General features: G+C 68.3%; 17 protein-coding genes. 7 read left to right on the plus strand and 10 right to left on the minus strand.

All coding sequences use genetic code 11. The features are described 5' to 3' along the window. Nucleotides 1-192: 192 nt before the first annotated feature. From DIE02_RS31420 to DIE02_RS31440, 5 genes are all read right to left on the minus strand, one after another. Nucleotides 193-1,071, minus strand: coding sequence for a neutral zinc metallopeptidase (locus DIE02_RS31420; protein WP_124489049.1), 879 nt, complete (start codon nucleotides 1,069-1,071; stop codon nucleotides 193-195). 365 nt (nucleotides 1,072-1,436) lie between these two features. Next, on the minus strand, nucleotides 1,437-3,464 hold the full coding sequence (locus tag DIE02_RS31425) for a sigma-54-dependent Fis family transcriptional regulator (protein WP_260427349.1): 2,028 nt from the start codon (nucleotides 3,462-3,464) through the stop codon (nucleotides 1,437-1,439). A gap of 348 nt (nucleotides 3,465-3,812) precedes the next feature. Next, nucleotides 3,813-4,319: an acetone carboxylase subunit gamma gene (locus DIE02_RS31430; RefSeq protein ID WP_034180969.1), complete on the minus strand. Its 507-nt coding sequence runs from the start codon at nucleotides 4,317-4,319 to the stop codon at nucleotides 3,813-3,815. A 40-nt stretch (nucleotides 4,320-4,359) separates the two neighbouring features. After that, nucleotides 4,360-6,684, minus strand: coding sequence for a hydantoinase B/oxoprolinase family protein (locus DIE02_RS31435; RefSeq protein ID WP_124489050.1), 2,325 nt, complete (start codon nucleotides 6,682-6,684; stop codon nucleotides 4,360-4,362). 11 nt (nucleotides 6,685-6,695) lie between these two features. After that, complete coding sequence (locus DIE02_RS31440; protein WP_185500298.1) at nucleotides 6,696-8,840, minus strand: hydantoinase/oxoprolinase family protein; 2,145 nt, start codon at nucleotides 8,838-8,840, stop codon at nucleotides 6,696-6,698. A 430-nt stretch (nucleotides 8,841-9,270) separates the two neighbouring features. Between DIE02_RS31440 and DIE02_RS31445 the strand changes: the two genes are divergently transcribed. The 5 genes from DIE02_RS31445 to DIE02_RS31465 all read left to right on the plus strand — a co-directional run bounded on the left by DIE02_RS31445 (nucleotide 9,271) and on the right by DIE02_RS31465 (nucleotide 14,272). Next, nucleotides 9,271-10,062 carry an SDR family NAD(P)-dependent oxidoreductase gene (locus DIE02_RS31445; RefSeq protein ID WP_124489051.1) on the plus strand — a complete coding sequence of 264 codons (792 nt, stop codon included), beginning with the start codon at nucleotides 9,271-9,273 and terminating at the stop codon, nucleotides 10,060-10,062. 222 nt (nucleotides 10,063-10,284) lie between these two features. Then, nucleotides 10,285-11,325 carry a LysR family transcriptional regulator gene (locus tag DIE02_RS31450; protein ID WP_124489052.1) on the plus strand — a complete coding sequence of 347 codons (1,041 nt, stop codon included), beginning with the start codon at nucleotides 10,285-10,287 and terminating at the stop codon, nucleotides 11,323-11,325. Between the two features lie 99 nt (nucleotides 11,326-11,424). Next, nucleotides 11,425-12,111 carry a DUF4286 family protein gene (locus DIE02_RS31455; protein ID WP_124489053.1) on the plus strand — a complete coding sequence of 229 codons (687 nt, stop codon included), beginning with the start codon at nucleotides 11,425-11,427 and terminating at the stop codon, nucleotides 12,109-12,111. Between the two features lie 90 nt (nucleotides 12,112-12,201). Continuing rightward, nucleotides 12,202-13,521: an MFS transporter gene (locus DIE02_RS31460; RefSeq protein WP_124489054.1), complete on the plus strand. Its 1,320-nt coding sequence runs from the start codon at nucleotides 12,202-12,204 to the stop codon at nucleotides 13,519-13,521. Between the two features lie 49 nt (nucleotides 13,522-13,570). Then, nucleotides 13,571-14,272, plus strand: coding sequence for a DUF2848 domain-containing protein (locus DIE02_RS31465; RefSeq protein WP_124489055.1), 702 nt, complete (start codon nucleotides 13,571-13,573; stop codon nucleotides 14,270-14,272). A gap of 76 nt (nucleotides 14,273-14,348) precedes the next feature. On the opposite strand, the gene DIE02_RS31470 is transcribed toward DIE02_RS31465, so the two are convergent. After that, entirely contained in the window at nucleotides 14,349-15,329 is a 981-nt protein-coding gene (locus DIE02_RS31470; protein ID WP_124489056.1) for an NAD-dependent epimerase/dehydratase family protein, read from the minus strand. A 99-nt stretch (nucleotides 15,330-15,428) separates the two neighbouring features. Here DIE02_RS31470 and DIE02_RS31475 point away from each other — a divergent pair, with 99 nt between their 5' ends. Beyond that, complete coding sequence (locus DIE02_RS31475) at nucleotides 15,429-16,328, plus strand: LysR family transcriptional regulator (RefSeq protein ID WP_124489057.1); 900 nt, start codon at nucleotides 15,429-15,431, stop codon at nucleotides 16,326-16,328. Between the two features lie 42 nt (nucleotides 16,329-16,370). On the opposite strand, the gene DIE02_RS31480 is transcribed toward DIE02_RS31475, so the two are convergent. From DIE02_RS31480 to DIE02_RS31490, 3 genes are read right to left on the minus strand one after another with little or no spacing between them, the layout of a single operon-like run. Then, complete coding sequence (locus tag DIE02_RS31480; protein ID WP_124489058.1) at nucleotides 16,371-16,691, minus strand: hypothetical protein; 321 nt, start codon at nucleotides 16,689-16,691, stop codon at nucleotides 16,371-16,373. Nucleotides 16,692-16,717: 26 nt separating this feature from the next. Continuing rightward, entirely contained in the window at nucleotides 16,718-16,984 is a 267-nt protein-coding gene (locus tag DIE02_RS31485) for a hypothetical protein (RefSeq protein WP_124489059.1), read from the minus strand. Nucleotides 16,985-17,043: 59 nt separating this feature from the next. Continuing rightward, nucleotides 17,044-17,916: a LysR family transcriptional regulator gene (locus DIE02_RS31490; RefSeq protein WP_124489060.1), complete on the minus strand. Its 873-nt coding sequence runs from the start codon at nucleotides 17,914-17,916 to the stop codon at nucleotides 17,044-17,046. Between the two features lie 159 nt (nucleotides 17,917-18,075). On the opposite strand from DIE02_RS31490, the gene DIE02_RS31495 reads away from it, so the two are divergent. Further along, nucleotides 18,076-19,536, plus strand: a complete 1,461-nt coding sequence (locus DIE02_RS31495) for an MFS transporter (RefSeq protein WP_124489061.1) — start codon at nucleotides 18,076-18,078, stop codon at nucleotides 19,534-19,536. A gap of 69 nt (nucleotides 19,537-19,605) precedes the next feature. Here the strand turns inward: DIE02_RS31495 and DIE02_RS31500 are convergent, their stop codons facing one another. Then, nucleotides 19,606-19,815 (minus strand): oxidoreductase-like domain-containing protein, encoded by a 210-nt coding sequence (locus DIE02_RS31500; protein ID WP_124489062.1) that lies wholly within the window; start codon nucleotides 19,813-19,815, stop codon nucleotides 19,606-19,608. Nucleotides 19,816-19,894 lie beyond the last annotated feature (79 nt).

The raw sequence follows: 19,894 nt of genomic DNA on the forward strand, positions 1-19,894 counted from the left end.
GAATCCGCGTCGCGTAGGCATGCGCCGCAAGCCGTGCAGTCGAGAATGGACGTCGAGGGTGGCGCGAGACATCGCGCGCGCCGATCGGGCACGATCGGAATGATCAGCGAAACCTGCGGAGCGGCCGCACGCGCAGCCGCGAAACGGCGGCGCGGCAGCGTGTGCGCCGCATCCTGTCAGTCAGGGTCCGCGTCAGTGCGCGTTCGCGGCGAACGTGTCGCAGGCGCTTACTTCACCCGACTCCATCCCGCGCCGCAGCCAGTACACGCGCTGCTCGCTGGTGCCGTGCGTGAAGCTCTCCGGTACGACATAGCCCTGGCCTTGCTGCTGCAAACGATCATCGCCGATCGCAGCAGCCGCCTTCAGCCCCTGTTCGAAATCGCCGGGCTCCATCAGCCGCTGGTTCGCGCGCTGCGCGTTGTTCGCCCACACGCCGGCGAAGCAGTCGGCCTGCAGTTCCATCCGCACCGACAGCGCGTTCGAGCGCGCTTCGCTCGAACGGCGGCGCGCGGCATCGACCTTGTCGGAAATGCCGAGCAGGTTCTGCACGTGATGGCCGACTTCATGCGCGATCACGTAGGCCTGCGCGAAATCGCCGCCCGCGCCGAAGCGCTTGCGCAGTTCGTCGTAGAAGCCGAGATCGATGTACACGTTGCGATCGCCCGGACAGTAGAACGGCCCCATCGCGGTCTGGCCGGTGCCGCACGCGGTCGGCGTCGAGTTCGTGAACATCACGAGCTTCGGCGCCTCGTACTGCGCATGCAACTGGGTGTTGAAGACGCCCGTCCACGTGCGCTCGATATTGCCGAGCACCTTGCGCGTAAATACCGCGCCGGGATCGTTCGCCGGCGCGCCCTGGTGCTGCGTGGGCGCGGGCTGCGCCTGCTGCTGGCGGCCCTGCAGCGCCGATGCGCCTTCGAGCACGACGCGCGGGTCGATCCCGAAGAAATACGATGCGGCCAGCGCGACCACGATCGTGCCGATGCCGATCGTCGCACGCCCGCCGCCGAACCCGCCGCCACCGCGTCGATCCTCGACGTTCACGCTTTCTCTTTCGTCGTCCAGCCTCATTGCCGGCCCCTCCCTTCCTTGTCGTTGTGCTGACCGGACAGCCCCCGGCAGACGATTGATTCCCGTTGCGACGTGCAGCGTCCGGCGCGCCATCGCACGGCGGCACCGCCCGGTCAGTGGCGCGGCACCATGCAGTACCGCGCCGCCCCGCCGTTACACGACGCACGCGGCACCCGGACGACAGGCTGGCGCACGCGCCATTTTGCCGACCTTGGCGTCTTATCGCAAAATAAGGAGCATAGAGCGACCGGACCGGCGACATCGTCATTCTTTGCAAAATGACGGCGCGTGCGGCCCGGGAGGACGAGATGACCGGCGGAAGAACCAGGCTTGCCCGTCTGCCGCCGGGCCAGGCCTGCCGCGACTTACTTCGCGTGACCTCGACGAACGTCGCTCACTGCTTCGAGCAAGCGGTACTTGCGGATCTTTTCATAGAGCGTGCTCTTCGCGATGCCGAGTTGACTCGCTGCCTTCGTCAGATTGCCGGCATGACGCGCAAGCGCGCGACGGATCGATTCCGCCTCGGCCATCTTCAACGAGTCGCCCGCATCCGGCGCGAGCGCGTCGACGGCCCGCGCGGCGCATGCATCGATCGGCGCCCCCGCGCCGATCTCGGCAGGCAGCTTGTCGGCCTTTATCACCGGGCTGTCCGACAACAGCAGCGCCCCCTCGATCGCGTTCCGCAGCTCGCGCACATTGCCGGGCCACGGATAGCGCAACAGGCGTGCATACGCATCGTCGTCGAACGACCTCGGGGAGAGGCCATACGACTCGCACAGATGCCCGAGCCAATGCGCAATCAGCGCCGGCAGGTCCTCGCCGCGCTCGCGCAAGTTCGGAATCGACACGGTCGTGACCGCGATCCGGTAGTACAGATCCATCCGGAACCGGCCTTTCGCGACTGCGTCCTTCAGATCCCGGTGCGTCGCCGCGACCAGCCGGAAATTCACCCTGCGCGGCGTGTTCTCGCCCAGGCGATAGATTTCGCTCTCCTCCAGCACGCGCAGCAGGTGCGGCTGGATATCGAGCGGCATTTCCCCGATCTCGTCGAGAAACAGCGTGCCGCCATCGGCCGCTTCGATCTTGCCCGCCGCACCGGACTTGCGTGCGCCGGTAAATGCGCCTTCCGCGTAGCCGAACAACTCGCTGGCCAGGAGGTCTCTCGACAACCCGCCGCAGTTGAGCGCAACGAACGGACCGTCGGCGCGATCGCTCGCCTGGTGGATACCCTGCGCGAACAGTTCCTTGCCGACGCCGGTTTCGCCGAGCAGCAGCACCGGCACCCTGGACGGCGCGAGCTGGCGCGCACGATTCACGGCCGCCCGCAATGCGGCGCTGTCGCCGACGATACGCTCGAACCCTCGCGGCTCACCGCCGTGCCGTTCCCGTCCGCGCGCGATCGGAACGGCGCCGCGGGGATTCGTGATGCCCGGCGTCACGATCATGTAGCCGAGCACGTCCGCACCGTCACGCACGGTTTCGATGTGGCTGCGCGACAGCCATGCCGGCGCACTCGCCGACAGGCGGCCGTCGCCCGCGTAGTGCTCGAGTTCGGGCAGCGCGAACGCCGCGTCGCACCGGATATCGAATCCGAGCCGGCGCAACACCGGAACGACCTGCGCGTTGGCCTTGACGAGTCGGCCGCGTTCGTCGACGACGATCACCGCATCGGAGGAAGACGCACCGAAGCGTGACGCGCAGCGGTCGAGCAGGCTCAGACGGCGCGCCATGCCCTCCTTCGCGAGCCGGCTTTCGATGCGGCCCGCAAGCGATACCGCGAGCGCAAGGCTGTATGGGTTGTAGGTCTGCGCGAGCCCCGAAATGTCGATCACGCCCAATACGTGCCCGTCGCGCGGATCCTGGATGACGGTCGCCGAGCAGGTCCAGCGCTTGATGCCCGCGCAGAAGTGCTCCGCGCCATGGATCTGGACCGGCTGCCTGAGCGCGAGCGCGGTGCCGATCGCATTGGTGCCGCAATTCAGCTCGGTCCACTCGCAGCCCGGAATGAGGCCGACCTCGCGCGCAGGCTCGACGATCCGCATGTCGCCCTCCTGCTGGAGGATCATCCCGCTCGGATCGGCCAGCAGCATTACCGTACCCGTCTGCGAAAGAAAATCCCGGGTGTGCTGCATCAGCGGCAGACTGGCATCGACGAGGCGACGGTTCGACGTGCGCCACTGCACGAGCCCGTCTTCATCGAGCGGCGGCGGCGCGCGGTCGACGCCGGGATCGACGCGACTGACGAGACAGCGCTGCCACGAATCGTCGACCACGCCGCGTACGTCGGGCGAACGCCACTCGCTGCCTGTCACCAGATGCTCCCATGCGGCCATGATGCTCGCGTCATGGCGTGGACTGGGAAACCAGTCCATCGGCGTGCCTCTCTGTTGCATGTCTGTCTCCTGGCGGTGTCGTGACGGCACCAACCGCACGGCCGTCTCAGCGGCCATTTTGTCGACTTTGTGGGGCGCCCGACCGCAGCCGGCGGCGAGCGTAGCGACTATCGTACTCCGTCCCGGCGCCTCGACGTCCGTCCGGACACCAACCACTGCAAGCAATGCGCGCGCCAGCAAGCGGTCGCCCTCGCGTCGTCGCGCGGCTCGGCACGCCGTCGAGAGCCGGTGGCCGAAAAGAAACCGGCCGTTCGAAAATCGAACGGCCGGAAATCGAACACTTTCCGCGAACGAAGCCGAAGCGAGGCCGGCGAACGCCGAGCCACGCGGACAGCGTCAAACGTCAGATCATTGCACGCGCTCCGGAACCGGCAGCTTCACCCATTCCGCGTAGAACGCATCGATGTCGGGTTCGAAGTCGTGAATGACCGGGTACCACGGCGTAGGCGCCTCGACGTCGTGCATCGCGCCGCAGGTCGGGCAGTAGTATTCGCGATAGACCTGCCATTGCGTGTCGGGCGCCATCAAGCGTGGGTAGACCTCGTCCATCGCCTCTTCGGATTCGCGCACGAAGATGTTCGCGTGCAGTTTCCAGTTGTCGCGGTAATCGCAGAACACATGGCCGCAGTCGCATTGCGTGACCCAGTGCTTCGTCGCCCATTGCTGCACGATGTACAGGTGCGGGCCGAGCGGCAACACGATGCGGTCCTTCCAGCCGAGCTTCTGCTGCAGCGCATCGACGTACATCCGGAAGCGCTCGCCGTCCTTCGGCATCGACAGCATGCGCAACGTGGTGTCCCAGTCGAGCTTGCCGTCGACCATGTTCCTGATCTGTTCCTTGGTGTAGGTAGACATCTCCAGTCCTCCATGTGGGTGATAGTGCGCAGGGTCCGGCTCACTCCTCGACCAGCACCACCGTATTGACGTCGGGCATCTTCGACAGGTCCATGCGGAATTTCGAGCCGTAGGTCGGCACGTCGAGCTCGTCCTCGGTGAGCGTCCACGTGTCCGGCAACTCCCAGAACGCGCGGAACTGCTGCTCGAATTTCGTCGACAGGCCGAAGCTCGTCGCGAACATGTGCCGCACCTGCGTCGATGCATGCTTGAGCAGGATCCGCTCGCGCTCGCCCTTCATCCATTCGCGGGTCGGTTGCGAGCGCGCGAGCCGCGCGTTGCGGATCTCGATGCGCCGCAGCGCGGTCGCTTGCGGATCGACCGTCCAGATGCCGTTGGCATCCCGCGTCGCGACCGCCCCATAGACCTTCTGCGCGTATTCGGGCAGCAGCACCGCGTTGTTGAGATCGCGTTCGATCGCGTCGATCTCGCGGTCGAGCGGATCGCCGAAGCCGGGGCCGCCGCGCAGATAGTTCAGGTAGAGATCGTAGTTGCTGTAGCAGTCCTCCGTGGTCATGCATTGCTGGTCGCGCTTGACGATCGCGCCGGCGTTCAGGTGGTTTTCGTAATCCGGCAGGTCCGGATTCGTATCGCCGCCGAGCGGCAGGCTCTCGCCGAGCGCGATGCGCTCCTCGATGCCCGTGCGATGCGCTTCGAAGCGATAGCCGGTGGCGGGCGGGTAGCCGCCCATCAGGCCCCAGTCGCTGTTCATGTAGCCGTTGCCCATGAAGAACATCGTCCAGTCCTGCGCCTTCCAGACCATGCGCAGCGTCTCGAATCCGCAACCGCCGCGGTACTTGCCGTAGCCGCCCGAATTCGACTTCACGTTGCGGCCGAGGTACAGCAGCGGCTCGGCCATCTCCCAGATCTCGATGTCGCCCATGTCGCCTTCGGGGTTCCAGATCGCGGCCGCGTGATTCAGACCGTCCTTGATCGCGCACGCGCCGGTGCCGCACGACGACGCCTCGAAGCTGTTCACCGCATGGATGTCGCCGTCCTGGTTGATCCCGCCGCCCTGCAGCCAGTTCGACGTGTTGGCGTTCCCCGCGTTGACCTCCTCGAGATAGCCGCGGCTGAAGTACGCCTGCGACAGGGCGCGCCACATCGCGCTCCAGCCCGACACCAGGAAGTGCCACGCGTAAGCGTGTCCGGTGCGGCGGTCGTCCGGGTTCATCCACGCGCCCTTGGGCAGGTGGAATTCGGTGCCGAAATACGCGCCGTCGTTGATGCGCTGCGTCGGCACCAGCGTCTGCGTCATCATCACCCAGATGCCGCTCGTGAACGCGACCTGGTGCGCGTTGTACGAGTGCCAGCCCCAGCGGCTCGCGCCTTCGAAATCGAGACGCCACGAGCCGTCCTTGCGGATCTCCATCTCGACCGGCGAATGCATGATCGAGTCGAGCTTCGCAAACGCCGACGACGTCTGCACGTCCGGATGGTCGTACGGCACGTCGACGAACGCGACCTTGCGATACTTGCCCGGCAGCGTCATCGCCTTGAGGCGCGTCTGCAACCCGCGCCGTCCTTCCTCGATCACCTCGAAGCCGAATTTCTCGTAGGCGTCGAGGCCCTCCTCGTCGATCACTTCCTCGATCAGATCACGGATCATGTGGCAGCCGGCGATGCGCGTGCGCTCGTCGAGAATCCAGTACTTCGGCGTGCGAACCGAGCGCTGGCTCTCGTGCAGCCAATCGCGCAGCGGCGTGTCGTTCACCCCTGTCTTACGGCACGTAATCATGTAGCCGTCGCCGAAACGCTGCACCTGGCCCGTCGACATCGAGCCCGGCGTCACCGCGCCGGTATCGATCACGTGCGTGACGCCGCCAACCCACCCGACCAGCTTGCCGTGCGCGAAAATCGGCACGATCGTTGCGATGTCGCACGGGTGGACGTTGCCGATCGAGCAGTCGTTGTTGGTGAACATGTCGCCGGGCTGAATGCCCGGATTGGCTTCCCAGTTGTTTTCGATCATGTACTTGATCGCCGCGCCCATCGTGCCGACGTGGATGATGATTCCGGTCGACGTGAGCACGCAATCGCCCGCCGCGTTGTAGAGCGTGAAGCACAGCTCCCCTTCCTGCTCGACGATCGGGCTCGCGGCAATCTTCTTGGCCGTTTCGCGCGCATGCACGAGGCCGCCGCGCAGCTTCGAGAAGATCTTCTCGTAGCGGATCGGATCGCGCTCGCGCAGCTCGAGCCGTTCGAGCCCGTTGTAATGGCCGGTTTGCGCGGTGCGCTCGAGAATGCCGTCGCGAAACTGCTTGAGCGTCTGGCCGTTCTTCAGCAGATCGGCGAAGCCGACTTCCTGGCTGGACATCATGTTCATCGCATGTCTCCTTACTTGACTTCGCTGAGATGGAAGAGGCGGTGCTTGTCGAGCGTGGTGGCGAAGCCCTTCGGGACGACGAACGTCGTCGCGTCGGATTCGATGATCGCGGGCCCCGCGATCTCGTTGCCCGGCTTGAGCGACTCCATTCGCCAGATCACCGCGTCATGCCACTGCTTGTGCCGATACAGACGCCGCGTGCCGATACGCGCGTCCGCCGGCGGCGTGGGGCCGGCAATGGCGTCTTCCGGCAATACCGGCTTCTGCGTGACGACCATGCCGCGCATGATCGCGCCCGTGACCGAGAAACCCAGCTCCGGCGAGCGCGCGGAGCTCGCGTACACGCGGCCGTAGGTCTCTTCGAAGGCCGTCACGATCTTGTCCCAGTCGTCCGCACCGGACGCGCCCGCGATCGGCGATTCGATTTCGAGGTCGTTGAGCTGGCCCATGTACTGCATCCGGAAGCCCGGCCGCAATATCACGTCCCGCTCGCCGAAACCGTTGATGCGAAACTCGTCGATCACCTTGGCGGTCAGTTCGGCCCAGGCTTTCTGGATCGTCTGCGCGGCCTGCGCCTTCTCGGCGTCCGACGCGAGCTGCGGCAGCGCGAGATCGACGCTCTTGTCGTAGCGATACTCGAAATCCGCGCACGCGCAGCCGAATGCCGAGAAGCCCGCCGCCCACGCCGGCACGACGACATCCTTGAAGCCGAGGCCCTCGGTGTAGCCATAGGTATGAACCGGCCCCGCGCCGCCATACGAGAAGCACACGAATTCGGTCGGGTTGTAACCTTTCGCGCTGACGTTCGAGCGCAGGTATTCGCGCAGTTGCAGGTCGAGCAGCTCGATCACGCCGGCCGCCGCATCCTCCACGGAGAGTCCGAGCGGCTCGGCGATCTGCACGCGAATGTGCTCGCGGGCGCGATTCACGTCGAGCTTGATCTGGCCGCCGAGGAAGTTGTCCGGGTTCAGGTAGCCGAGCACGACGTGGCAATCGGATACGGACACCGTCGTCAGGCCGCTGTCGGGCCAGCACGTGCCGACGCGATAGCCGGCGCTGTCCGGCCCGAGCTTGATGGCCCCGCTGTACGGATCGAGCCGCACGAAGCTGCCGGCGCCCGCGCCGACCGAATCCATCGTGACGAGCGGCAGCGACAGCACCAGGCGCGCCATGTCCGGGTCGGACGCGATCGCGAATTTGCCCTTCGTGATGAGCGCCATGTCGAACGACGTGCCGCCGATGTCCGAGCATGCGATGTTGTCGTAGCCGAGCGCCTCGCCGAGGAGCTTCGAGCCGATCACGCCGCCGATCGGCCCCGACACGATGGTGCGCGCCAGTTCCTTCGCTTTCCAGCTGATCGTGCCGCCGTGCGTCGCCATCACGCGCAGGTCGAATTTCGCGCCGTGCTTGCGGAAGCGGTCGCTGACTTTCCTGAGCGTCTGCCGCGACGGCTCGGCCGCATACGCTTCGAGCACCGTCGTGTTCATCCGGTGGCTTTCCTTGCGCTGCGGGTAGTAGTCGACCGATGCGAACACCGGGAGATCGACGCCGCGCGCAGCCAGCTCGTCGCGCACGATGTCCCGCGCCTGGCGCTCGCTCGCGGCGTTCTTGTGCGACTGAAGAAAACAGATGACGATCGCTTTCGCACCGGCGGCGACGAGCTCCCGCGTAGCCTGCCGCACTTCGTTTTCCCGCAGCGGAATCACGATCTCGCCCTGGACGTCCGTACGCTCGGTGACGCCGCGCGTTCGCGACAACGGCACGAGCGGCTCGTCGTAGCGGTGCGTATTCAGGTGGATGCGCTCTTCGAGCGCGTACCCGAGGTAGCTCTGGATCGCCCGCCCCATCAGGTGCACGTGCTCGAAGCCCTTGTTGACGAGCAACCCGACGTCGAGCCCCTTGCGCTGCACGACGCGGTTGAGCATCGCAGTGCCGGAATACACGCAGGTGACCAGTTCCGGATAGACGTCGTCGACGTCGCGTTGCCAATGCGCGAGCGCGTCCTGCGACGAGTTGAAGATCGCGAGTGATTCATCCTCCGGATTGCTTTGCGCCTTGCCGACGACAAACCGTCCGTCCTCGCGCACGAAGAAGGTGTCGGTCATCGTGCCGCCTGCGTCGATGCCCAAGACCTGGACTTGCGAAAGTCCTTCCATGGTGATGTCTCCAATGATTGAAGTCGTGATGAGCCGCGCTCCGGTTCGAACGGGGTCATCGTTCGATCCCGGGCGTCGGCTCATCTGCAAGGAGGCAACAACCGTGCCATTCGGTGGATCCGGCCGGTCGGCGCGCCCCGGTCAAGCCAGGCGGGGCGCCCATCGGATGAAGCGGGTTGCTTCGGGTAGGCGATTCGCCTTGGGACGTCCGGATTCCGAACTGGTCAGGCGTCCGAATATCAGTCGCCCCCCCGGCGGGCGGATGCACGCTCGCCCCGGATCCGGAACGGCAGAAACGCGGGCGCCTCGCCGTGCGGCGTTACGTCATCGCCGGCCATCGCTACTCATTCACGTTCATCCTTTCGGCTGATACCGGCGTTCATCCGTGCTGCCTAAAGTGACCGGAACGCCCCCCCTTCCGGAGAACGACATGACGCACCCGCAACCCCGCACGATTGTGATCACCGGCGCCGGCACCGGCATCGGCGCCGCGTGCGCGCGCCGCTTCGCCGCCCGCGGCGATCACGTCGTGCTGATCGGGCGGCGCCGCGCGCCGCTCGACGCGCTCGCCGCCGAGACGGGCGGCCTCGCGCTCGCCGGCGACGCCGCGAGCACGGCCGACTGGGCCCGCTTCGTGCCGGAGATCGCCGAGCGGTTCGGCCCCGTCGATGCGCTCGTCGCGTGCGCGGGCGGCCACGGTCTCGGCCGCGCGGACGAAACCGACGACGCGCAATGGCGCGACGCGCTGCATGCGAACCTCGACACCGCGTTCGTCAGCGCACGCGCGTGCCTGCCCGACCTGATCGCGCAGCGCGGCAGCATCGTGCTGGTCGCGTCGATCGCCGCGCTCGCGGCCGGGCCCGGCGTATGCGGCTATACGGTCGGCAAGCATGCGCTGCTCGGGCTCGCGCGATCGCTGGCACGCGACTACGGGCCGCACGGCGTGCGCGCGAACGCTGTGTGCCCGGGCTGGGTCCGCACGCCGATGGCCGATGCGGAAATGGAACCGCTGATGTCCGCATACGGCGACACGCTCGACGGCGCGTATTCCCGCGTGAGCGCCGACGTGCCGCTGCGGCGCGCGGCCGATCCGGACGAGATCGCGGCCGTGTGCGCATTCCTGGCATCACCGGATGCGTCGTTCGTAACGGGCGCGACGCTCGTCGCCGACGGCGGCGCAACGGTCGTCGACGTGCCGACCCTCGCATTCGACACGCTTTGATGCATGGGGATACGCCGCCCGCACCACGCATCTTCGCTGCACGGGGACGCATCGCCCGCGCGCGCATCGTGACGGGCGGCCGCGCTCGCCCGCCGGCACGCGACCGCCCGTCCCTTCGCCCGGCGCATGCACCACGCCGCGCGCGCTTCCCGCCCCGGAAATCCGCTAACATCGACCGATCCCGCCGCCCCTGCGCGGCCCTGCCTCACCGATCGGAATTCCATGAACATCCGGTTTCTAGAAACCTTCGTCTGGCTCGCGAAGCTGGAGAACTTCCGGCTCACGGCCGAGAAACTGCACACGACGCAGGCGGCCGTGTCGAGCCGCATCGCGTCGCTGGAAGAAGCGTTCGACGTGCGGCTGTTCGACCGCAACACGCGCTCGGCGACGCTCACGCCCGCGGGGCGGCGCATGCTCGCGTACGCGGAACGCATCGTGCGGCTCGACAGCGAGATGCGGCGCGACATCGACGCGGCGAGCGACGCGGGGCTGATCCGGATCGGCGTGATCGAGTCGATCGTCCACAGCTGGTTTCCGGCACTGATGGCGCAATTGCGCGAGCGCTATCCGCGCCTCGACGTCGAGATCACCAGCGACACGACCCTGCACCTGATCCGCCTGCTGAGCACCGACGGCGTCGACCTGATCCTGCAGACCGACCCGGTGCCGGGCCCCGACTTCACGAACCTGCCGCTGTGCGAATTCCCGGTGCGCTGGGCGGCGAGCCCGCGTCTCGGGCTCGGTGGCGAACGGCTCGACGTCGCGCGGCTTGCCGCTTACCCGATCATCAGCTTCTCGCGCCACTCGGGCCCGCACGCGACGATCGAGCGGCTGTTCGCGGCCGTCGAGCGGCCGGCCAGCATCAACTGCATCACGTCGGTCGCCGCGATGATCCGGCTCGTCGCCGACGGTTTCGGCGTGGCCGCGCTGCCGCCCGCGATCATCGGGCGCGAACTGCAGGAAGGCGCGCTCGAACTGCTCGACGTCGAACCCGAATTCCCCGCGCTGCCGCTCGTCGCGTCGTATCGCACGCAGGGCCTGCCGGTCGCCGCGCGCATCGCGGAACTGGCGAGCGAAGTCGCGCGCGCGATGCCGGCGGCTTCCAGTCATGCGAAGCCCGCCGCATCGGCAAAGGCCGAGACCGACATCGTCGACAAGTCCCCCGCCCGCTCGGCGAAAAAAGCCCGACCCGCGTCGGCAAGACGCACGCCCCAATCCGCGTCGCCCGCCACCCCGGCGAAACGCCGCCCGCGCCGCTCATAAGAAAACCTGTTCACCGCGAATTTGTTTTCTTGTTGGACGGGTGCGGCCCGTCTTCGGGACACTGCGGTTCCTGACACACCCCGTCACAAGGAACCCGCCATGTCCCGCCTTTCCCTTCCGCACGGCCAGCTCTGCGTCTGGACGGACATCGATCCCGCGCATGAAGCCGATTTCAACGCGTGGTACGACCGCGAGCACATGCAGGAGCGTGTCGCGATTCCCGGCTTCACGCATGCGCGGCGGTTTCGCGCGACCGACGGCGGCCCGCGCAAGTACCTCGCGCTGTACGTGACGGACACGCTCGACGTATTCCATAGCGACGCGTACCGGCGCGCGTTCACGCAGCAGACCGCGTGGTCGCTCGCGAACTTCGAACGGATGACGGGCACGCAGCGGCGGGTCGGCGACCTGACGATCGAGGCCGGCGACGGCGAAGGCATGCATCTCGCGCTGTTCGTGCTACCGCCGGAGCGCGTCGACGTGCCGCACCTGCGCGAGCGCTTCGACGCGGCGCTGCACGAACCCGGCATCCACGCGGCCCGGCTGTTCCGCACCGCGCCGGACCTGTCCGCGCCGGTCGGCGCCGATGCGGCCGCGCCTCCGGCCGCCGACGCGCTCGTGCTGATCGAGGGCAGCGATGCCGCGGCCACGCGCCGCGTCGCCGCCGCGATCGCCGGTCACGACGACGTGCGCACCTTCGACCTGCTGTGGCGCGCCGCCGCGCCGCTGCCGGCCGCCGGTCGCGACGCCCAAGCAAAACCAGCCGCCGCCGCGCTGCCGGCCTGAACGCCGACGCCGCCACCGGCCGCGCCGTCCGTGATCCACACGCGGCCCGCGCATCGGTCTCCGCGCGTCACCCCCGTCCTTCTTCACGACATGCCCGACACCATGAGCACTCTCGCCCAGCCCGCCGCCCACGCGCCCCGCCGCGTCCGCAACAGCCGACTCGCGACCGCGAGCATGATCGGCACGTCGCTCGAGTGGTACGACTTCACGATCTACAACACGCTCGCCGCGCTCGTCTTCAACCACCTGTTCTTTCCGTCGGTCGATCCGCTGGCCGGCACGATCCTCGCGTTCTCGACCTATGCGGTCGGCTACGTGTCGCGTCCGCTCGGCGGCTTCGTGTTCGGCAACCTCGGCGACCGCATCGGCCGCCGCGCGGTGCTGATGCTCACGCTCGTGCTGATGGGTGTCACGACCGCGCTGATGGGTGCGCTGCCGACCTATGCGCAGGCCGGCATCCTGAGCCCGATCCTGCTCGTCGCGCTGCGCTTCGTGCAGGGTGTCGCGCTCGGCGGAGAATGGGCCGGCGCGGTGCTGCTGTCGGTCGAGCACGGCGACCAGAAACGGCGCGGACTGTCCGCGTCGTGGACGCAGATCGGCCCGTCGTTCGGCACGCTGCTCGGCACCGGCTGCATCGCGCTCGTGACGCTCTCCACCACGTCCGACGCCTTCCTGTCGTGGGGCTGGCGCGTGCCGTTCGCGGCCAGCGCGCTGCTCGTCGTATTCGGTTTCTGGCTGCGGCGCGGCGTCGACGAAACGCCGCAGTTCGAGCAGCTCGCCGAATCGCACGCGACCGCCGACGTGCCTGTCGCCGAAGTGCTGAAGTGTCACTGGCGGCGCCTGCTGATCGCCGGCGGCTCGCGGATCGGCTCCGACGTGCTGTACGCGCTGATCGTCGTGTTCACGCTGACCTACGTGACGACCGTGCTGCACCTGTCGCGCCCGGTCGCGCTGACGGCCGTGATGATCGGCACGGCCTGCAACGCGCTCGCGGTGCCGTTCTTCGGTGCGCTGTCGGACCGCTTCGGACGCCGTCCGGTATACCTCGCCGGCGCGATCGCCGGGATCGTATGGGCGTTCGTATTCTTCGCGATGCTCGATTCGGCGCGGCCGGGCGCGATCGTCGCGGCGGTTGCGATCGGCCTCGTGATCCATGCTGTGATGTACGGCCCGCAAGGCGCGTTCGTCACCGAACAGTTCCCGACCCGCGTGCGTTATGCGGGCTCGTCGCTGGCCTACACGCTCGCCGGCATCGCCGGCGGCGGCTTCGCACCGCTCGTGATCGCCACGCTGTTCCACCAGACGGGCACGACGACGGCCGTGTCGCTGTACGTCACCGCGGCGCTCGTCATCACGTCGATCGCGCTGCTGGCCGCGCGCGAGACCGCGCATCGGCCGCTCGCGGATTGAGCATCCCCGCCCGTCGTTTCACTCATTCGCACTTCGAACGGATACCCGCATGCAAACCCTGTCGTTCAACGTGATGTCCCTGCAAGGCGCGCCCGCCCAGGTCGACGTCGAGATCGAACGTGTCGTGATCGCCGGCTGGGCCGGCCGCGATCCGGACGCGATCCGCGTGCACATCGACGAACTCGCGGCGCTCGGTGTCGCGTCGCCGTCGGCCACGCCGTGTTTCTATCGCGTGTCGTCCGCGCTGCTCACGCAGGCGCCGTCGATCGGCGTGCTCGGCGCACGCTCGGGCGGCGAGATCGAGTGCGTGCTGATCGACAGCCCGGTCGGCACGCTGGTGACGGTCGGCTCCGATCATACGGATCGGGAAGTCGAGGCCTACGGCGTCGCGGTGTCGAAACAGGTGTGCGCGAAACCACTCGGCCGCGAGGCGTGGCGTCATGCGGACGTCGCCGATCATTGGGATGCGATCGAGATGCGTTCGTGGTGGATCAAACCCGGCGGCAGCCGCATCGCGTATCAGCACGGCGCGGTCAGCGGGCTGCTTGCGCCCGCCGCGCTGTGGCATCGCTTCGACGACCGGCGCACGATGCCCGCGCGCTGCGCGATGTTCGGCGGCACGGTCGCCGTACACGGCGCGATCGCGGCGATGAGCGACGGTGACGCGTTCGAGATGGAACTCCACGATCCGGTGCTCGGGCGCAGCCTGCGGCACCGGTACGAGGTCGAGGTATTGCCGGTTGTCGCGTAAAGGACGGTGGCGGGTGCGCAGGCAATAAAGAACATGACCCGCACGCGGCCCCGTCACCCGCCTTGAGCACTCGCCGTCATCGCAAGCAGCCCAGCCCGGCCAGCGTCGCCTCCACCGCCGTATCGAGCGGCGTCACCGGCTCGCGGCCCAGCACCGCCGTCACCCGCGCGTTGTCCATCCGGAGCGGCTCGCGCCACAGATAGCGCATCTCGAGCATCTCGCGCATCGTCGTGACGAACGGCGCCGCGACCCACACGAGCCACCACGGGAAACGCCGCACCGTCGGGCGCATCCCGTGCCGCTGCGCGACGCGGCGTACGGCCTGCGCCATCTGCGTGCCGTCCGCGTCCCAGTGACCGCCGAAGTGGAAGCGCGCGAACGGCGCCAGCGTGTCGCGCCGCTCGAGCAGCTCGACCATCGTGCGCGCGACGTCCGGCAGGTACGCCCATTGATGGCCGACGCCCGGCCGGCCCGGCACGCTGATGGCCGCGACGGGCCGCCCGGCCTTGACGAGCGCCTGCCCGAACCAGTTGTTGCCCGCGTGCGCCCCGAAGAAATCGCCGGCCCGCACGATGATCGTCCGGACGCCCTGCGCGGTCGCCGCCTGCAACCGCCGCTCCATCTCGACGCGGATCGCGCCCTTGCGCGTCACCGGATGCTGCGGCGCCTCTTCGCGCAGCACCGGAAACGCGTCGGGGCCATAGTTGTAGACCGTCCCCGGCAGCACGACGGTCGCCTGCGCCAGCGTCGCCGCCGCGATCGTGTTGTCGAGCATCGGCAGCACCTGCGTCGACCAGTTCCGGTAGCCGGGCGGATTCACCGCATGCACGATCACGCTGCAGCCGCGCGCCGCGCGAACCACCGCCTCGCGGTCGAGCGCGTCGCCGCGCAGCCACGCGATCCCGTCGCGCTCCACCGTCTCGGCGTCGAGCCCGCGCTTGAGCGCGCGCACCTGCCAGCCGGCATCGCGCAACTGACGCGCGACCTCGCCGCCGATACCTCCGCTCGCGCCGAGCACGAGTGCCTGTCGTTGCGTCCCGCCTGCGTTCGCCGTCATTGCCGTTCTCCGTGAATGAACCGTTGTCAGCACCCATTCTGGCGCGAGGCAGCCTAACAAGGAATTGCCTAACCCGATGCATCGTCTATACATTTATGCATGGCCATCGATCTGAACTGGGAACGCTACCGCACCTTCCTCGCCGTGCTGACGGAAGGCTCGCTGTCGGGCGCGGCGCGCGCGCTCGGCATCACGCAGCCGACGGCCGGCCGCCACGTCGCGGCGCTCGAAGCCGCGTTCGGCCAGACGCTATTCACGCGCTCGCCGTCGGGGCTGCTGCCGACCGAGGCGGCCCTGGCGCTGCGCGGCCATGCCGAGGCGCTGCGCAGCGCGGCGGCCGCGTTCGAGCGCGCGGCCGCGAGCCACGGCGCGGGCGTGCGCGGCACCGTGCGGATCTCGGCCAGCGACGTGATCGCGGTGGAGGTGCTGCCGCCGATGCTCGCGCAGTTGCGGCGCGACCATCCGGGGCTCGTGATCGAACTGGTGCCGACCGACCGCATCCAGGACGTGCTGAATCGCGAGGCCGACATCGCGGTGCGGATGGCGCCGCCCGCGCAGGAGGCGCTCGTCGCGCGGCGCATCGGCGCGCTGGAAGTCGGGCTGCATGCGCGCGACGACTACCTGGCGCGCAACGGTACGCCGTCATCGACGGACGAACTCGCCCATCACGCGCTGATCGGCTTCGATACGGTCACGCCGTTCATCCGCGCGGCGGGGCGCGGGATGCCGCTGTGGAACCGCGATGCGTTCGCGCTGCGCACCGACAGCAATCTCGCGCAGCTCGCGATGATTCGCGCGGGCTACGGGATCGGCTTCTGCCAGAACCGGCTCGCGCAGCGCGATGCGCGGCTCGTGCGCGTGCTGCCGGACGGGCCCGCGACGAAACTGGAAACCTGGATGGTCATGCACGAGGATCTGCGGACGAGCCCGCGTTGCCGGGCCGTGTTCGATGCGCTGGCGAACGGGCTGCGTGCGTATGCCGAAGGGACGGCCGACTAGGCCGTTCCCGCCCGCCGCACGCGCGAATCGCCGCGGCGCGCGCTATTCGTGGATCTTGCCGGCGAACAGGATGTCGGCCATGCGCCGCCACGGGTTGTCGGGCAGGTCGTAGCAGCGCAGCCCCTCCTCGGACGCCTCGGCCCAGTCGACCATCGCCTCCAGGTACTCGCCGATCGAGCGGTTTTCCCAGCCGAGCGCGGCGGCCGCATACGGCGCCGGCGGCAAGTCGGCCTCGAGCTGGCGCTCCTTGTGCCAGTCATGGCCGAGCACGCGCAGGAAACGGATCAGCGAGCGCTCGTCGATCACCCGCTCGAGCGCGTGCGCCAACCGCGCGGCCATCTCGCTTTTCAGTTCGTCGTTCATGCGTATCGCCCCCTGCTACGCAACGTTCAGAACGCTTCCAGCTCGCACCAGCCGGGATACGTTTGCTCGACGATGAAGAAATCGTCGAAGTAGACCAGCCCGCGCCGTTCGAGCGACCTCATGCACGCATCGGCGGCGTCGCCGCCGAAGAACGGGCCGAGCGACACCAGCCGGTCCGACTCGTCGAAACAGTCGGCGAAATTGAATTCGCGCATGAGCGCGGACAGGTCGACGTCTTTCTCGACCAGCGCCGCGCGTCGAACGACGATCCCGAAATCTCTCGATATTTTCATCGGTACCGACTCCCGTCGAATACGTGCCGCTGCGCCGACGCGCATGCGTGCTTCACGCTTTACATCAGCAACTGCCGCGACAGCACCTCGCGCGCCTGCGTGACCGTCTCGCGCTCGCCCGGCATCGGCGGCGTCAGCGAGAACACCGCGTCGGGCAGCGTCGGCAGCCGGTATTTCGCGCCGAGCCGCACGAGGCCCTCGCCGATCGCCGACGCGCACAGGCAGCCGACGCCGAGCCCCGCCGCCAGCATCGACTGCAGCCCCGCGACGCCCGACGCGCTGTGCACGAGCACGTACGGCGCGTGCTGCTCGTCGAGCGAGCGCACCGCGATCTGATGCATCATGCAGTCGTCCGGCAGCAGCACGAGCGGCAACGGCTCGGGCAACTGCTCGGCGAGCGCGGGCGACGTGACCCACGACAGCGGCTCGCGCCGCAGCATCCAGCGCGTATCGGCCGACGCGGGCCGGAACGGGCCGCTCGACAGGTTCATCACGACGCCAAGATCGATCTGCCCGCGCGCATGGGCAGCTTCGATCTCCGCGCTCTTCATCGCGCTCACGTGCAGGCTCAGTTGCGGGTAGCACTCCCGCAACCGCGCGAGCAGGCCCGCGACTTCATGCGTCCGGTAGTAGTCGGTGATCGCGACGCGCAATTCGCCCTTGATCGCCTGTCCGCGCACTTCGTCGAACGCGGCCTCGTTCAGCGCGACGATGCGCCGCGCATGCTGCAGCAGGCGCGCGCCGGCCGGCGTCGGCTCGACGCCGCGCTTGCTGCGCACGAACAGCGGCACGCCGGCGCGCGACTCGAGCTTGCGCACCTGCTCGCTGACCGTCGACTGTGACAGATGCAGCAGCGGCGCGGCCGCCGTAAGGCTGCCCGCATCCGCCACCGCCGCGAACGTGCGTAACTGATCCAGGTCGAAACCGCGCATCGCACCCTCCATCCATCGAATAACCCGATGGATGCTACCACCAATTCCCGCTTTTCCGATTCATCGGCGGTCCGCAGAATATCGGTTCAACGTCCCGCCGAACCCGTTTCCACGGGATTCGGCATGCGTTGCGGCCACCATTCTTCCGGATTTCCTTTCATGACCGACAACACCCTCGCCCGTTGCGCGCCGGCCGGCGCGGCTGCCGCGGCACCGCCGCGCAGCCATCACGGCTGGGCGCTCGTGGTCCTGCTGGTCGGCGCCATTCTGCCGCCGCTCGACTACTTCATCGTGAATCTCGCGCTGCCGGCCATCCGCGACGGCATCGGCGCGCGGCCGGCCGAGCTGCAGCTCGTCGTGTCGGCCTACGCGTGCGCGAACGCGGTCGTGCAGATCACCGGCGGGCGTCTCGGCGACCTGTACGGCCGCAAGCGGATGTTCATGATCGGGATGGCCGGATTCGTCGTCGCGTCGGCGCTGTGCGGGCTCGCCGGCAGCGGCGCGGTGCTGGTCGGCGGCCGCGTGCTGCAGGGCCTGTTCGCCGCGATCCTCGCGCCGCAGGTGCTCGCGACGATCCGCAGCGTGTTCAGCCCGCAGGAGCAGGTGCGCGTGATGGGCTTCTACGGTTTCGTGTTCGGCCTCGCGGCCGTGATCGGCCAGCTCGGCGGCGGCGCGCTGATCGACCTGCATCCGTTCGGGCTCGGCTGGCGCGCGATCTTCCTGGTCAACGTGCCGATCGGCATCCTCGCGCTGCTCGGCAGCTGGCGCTTCATCCCGGAAAGCCGGCCGCCGCGCGGCCAGCGCATCGACGTGCCCGGCACGGTGCTGCTGTCGCTGTTCCTGCTGATGCTCGTCTATCCGCTCACGCACGGACGCGAGGCGGGCTGGCCGCTGTGGATGATCGCGTGCGTCGTCGGTGCGCTGCCGATGCTCGGCGCGCTGCTGGCGGTCGAAGCGCGCCGGCTCGCCGGCGGCCGCGACCCGCTGCTCGACGTGCGCCTGCTGCGCAATCCGGTCGTCGCGCTCGGGCTCACGCTCGCATTCCTGTTCTACATGCTGAGCGCGTTCTTCCTGAGCTACGGCATCTATCTGCAGGGCTGCCTGAACTGGTCGCCGCTCGCGTCGGGGCTCGCGATCCTGCCGCTCGGCATCGGCTTCCTCGCGAGCCCGCTGCTGATGCCGCGTCTCGTCGCGCGGTTCGGCGGCTATCGCGTGCTCACGCTCGGCTTCGCGATGCTCGCGGCCGGTGTCGCGACCGCCGCCGCGCTGGCCGGCGATCATGCGCCCGGCCCGGGCTTTTACGCAGGCATCGCGGCGATCGGCATCGGGCAAGGCCTCGTGCTGCCGTCGGTCGTGCGGATCGTGCTCGCGGAAGTCGACGCGGCGCGCGCCGGGGTCGCATCCGGCATGGTCACCGCGATGCTGCAGATCGGCGCGGCCGTCGGCGCCGCGACGCTGGGCGGGCTGTTCTTCGCGCGGCTCGGCGTGCAGCCGCGTGCGCTCGACTACGTGCAGGGGTTCAGGACGGCGATGTGGGCGCTGGCGGCCGTGCTGCTGGCGTGCGTCGCGTTGTCGGCCGCATTGGGGCCGCTGCATCGGCGGGGGCGCACCATCGCGTGACGACGCCGGCCAGGGAAGCCCGCCCCGGCAGCGAATCGCAGCATGCGCGCCCGCTTGCCGGCGGCGGGCTCACTGGTGATGCTTGAATTGCGCGTGCCGTGCTTCCCATTCGGCCAGCTCGACGCGATAGCGCGCCAGCGCTTCGTCGTACAGGTCGAACACGCACGGCGAGCAGCCGCTGTTGCAGCAGTCTTCCAGTTCGGGTTGTTCGGGCGGGGTCGGACGCGGATCGTCGGCGAGCGTATCCGCGGAGGCAGGCTTGATCACGGCTTCAGTCATATGGTGTGGAACGCCCAGTATACGGTGATGGTCGGCGGCATGCAGGCACGCACCGGGCGCAACCGCGCATCCACCTCAC

Source organism: Burkholderia sp. Bp8991, from assembly GCF_003853795.1.
In the GTDB taxonomy this organism is placed as follows: domain Bacteria; phylum Pseudomonadota; class Gammaproteobacteria; order Burkholderiales; family Burkholderiaceae; genus Burkholderia.

Excerpts from the sequence above, each read along its gene's own strand:
- DIE02_RS31500 (WP_124489062.1), bottom strand. The coding sequence starts at position 19,815 with ATGACTGAAGCCGTGATCAAGCCTGCCTCCGCGGATACGCTCGCCGAC.
- DIE02_RS31435 (WP_124489050.1), bottom strand. The coding sequence starts at position 6,684 with ATGAACATGATGTCCAGCCAGGAAGTCGGCTTCGCCGATCTGCTGAAG.
- DIE02_RS31490 (WP_124489060.1), bottom strand. The coding sequence starts at position 17,916 with ATGCGCGGTTTCGACCTGGATCAGTTACGCACGTTCGCGGCGGTGGCG.
- DIE02_RS31455 (WP_124489053.1), top strand. The coding sequence starts at position 11,425 with ATGTCCCGCCTTTCCCTTCCGCACGGCCAGCTCTGCGTCTGGACGGAC.
- DIE02_RS31420 (WP_124489049.1), bottom strand. The coding sequence starts at position 1,071 with ATGAGGCTGGACGACGAAAGAGAAAGCGTGAACGTCGAGGATCGACGC.
- DIE02_RS31440 (WP_185500298.1), bottom strand. The coding sequence starts at position 8,840 with ATGGAAGGACTTTCGCAAGTCCAGGTCTTGGGCATCGACGCAGGCGGC.
- DIE02_RS31460 (WP_124489054.1), top strand. The coding sequence starts at position 12,202 with ATGCCCGACACCATGAGCACTCTCGCCCAGCCCGCCGCCCACGCGCCC.
- DIE02_RS31480 (WP_124489058.1), bottom strand. The coding sequence starts at position 16,691 with ATGAACGACGAACTGAAAAGCGAGATGGCCGCGCGGTTGGCGCACGCG.
- DIE02_RS31485 (WP_124489059.1), bottom strand. The coding sequence starts at position 16,984 with ATGAAAATATCGAGAGATTTCGGGATCGTCGTTCGACGCGCGGCGCTG.
- DIE02_RS31470 (WP_124489056.1), bottom strand. The coding sequence starts at position 15,329 with ATGACGGCGAACGCAGGCGGGACGCAACGACAGGCACTCGTGCTCGGC.
- DIE02_RS31445 (WP_124489051.1), top strand. The coding sequence starts at position 9,271 with ATGACGCACCCGCAACCCCGCACGATTGTGATCACCGGCGCCGGCACC.
- DIE02_RS31475 (WP_124489057.1), top strand. The coding sequence starts at position 15,429 with ATGGCCATCGATCTGAACTGGGAACGCTACCGCACCTTCCTCGCCGTG.
- DIE02_RS31495 (WP_124489061.1), top strand. The coding sequence starts at position 18,076 with ATGACCGACAACACCCTCGCCCGTTGCGCGCCGGCCGGCGCGGCTGCC.
- DIE02_RS31450 (WP_124489052.1), top strand. The coding sequence starts at position 10,285 with ATGAACATCCGGTTTCTAGAAACCTTCGTCTGGCTCGCGAAGCTGGAG.
- DIE02_RS31430 (WP_034180969.1), bottom strand. The coding sequence starts at position 4,319 with ATGTCTACCTACACCAAGGAACAGATCAGGAACATGGTCGACGGCAAG.
- DIE02_RS31465 (WP_124489055.1), top strand. The coding sequence starts at position 13,571 with ATGCAAACCCTGTCGTTCAACGTGATGTCCCTGCAAGGCGCGCCCGCC.
- DIE02_RS31425 (WP_260427349.1), bottom strand. The coding sequence starts at position 3,464 with ATGCAACAGAGAGGCACGCCGATGGACTGGTTTCCCAGTCCACGCCAT.